This is a genomic window from Pseudomonas sp. K5002 (assembly GCF_013386655.1).
GTDB lineage: Bacteria > Pseudomonadota > Gammaproteobacteria > Pseudomonadales > Pseudomonadaceae > Aquipseudomonas.
Map to the genome: position 1 here is coordinate 1 of NZ_JACARK010001463.1, position 688 is coordinate 688.

Genomic DNA, 688 nt, shown 5'->3' on the forward strand with positions numbered 1-688 from the left:
TGGCCCTGGCCTTGGGACGTCTGCTCGCCACCGGTGGCGGTCTGGCTGCTGGCGCCCGGTTGCGCAGTCTGGCCGGGTTGGGTGGTTTCGTCATCCTCGTTTTTTGCAGGCTTGGCCGGCTCGGTTTTTTCCGGTTCCTGTTGCATCAGGCTTTCCACCAGCGCCTTGTTCTTCAGCGCCGGCTGCAAGTCTGGCTGGGCTTCGAGGGCTTGTTCGTAGGCATCGATCGCCGCTTCCAGCTCGCCGCTTTTGGCCAGGGCATTGCCTCGATTGTAGTGGGAGTAGGCGTCGCTGCCTTCGGCAAACCGCTTGGCGGCTTCGGCATAGTTGCCCGCTTCATACAGTGCGACGCCTTGCCATTGCGGGTCTTCGAAATGTTCGGCTGCTTCGGCCGGGCGTTTTTTCTTCAGCAGCAGTTGACCCTGTTGGTCGGGGCGCAGCCACAGGTCCTGGAAGTCGAAGGCATAGCTGGGCTGCGGCGCGCCCAACAGCAGCAACGGCAGGAAGAACAGCCAGCCACGGCGCCCGGCGCAGGCGGCCAGCAGCAATAGCGGTAAGAGCAGCCAGTAACCCTGGTCGGCCCAGGTGTCGAGGTGCAGCAGTTGGCCGTCATTGCGCAGGTTTTGCGGGCCATCCAGCAGGCCGAGGTGGCGCAGGTCCTTGTCGTCCAGGCGGGCCTGGCGGTAGC

General features: G+C 64.2%; 1 protein-coding gene. It reads right to left on the reverse strand.

Going from position 1 to position 688, the window contains the following annotated elements:
- A partial coding sequence (locus HX846_RS37205; protein ID WP_178967466.1) for a tetratricopeptide repeat protein occupies positions 1-688 on the reverse strand: 688 nt, incomplete at both ends.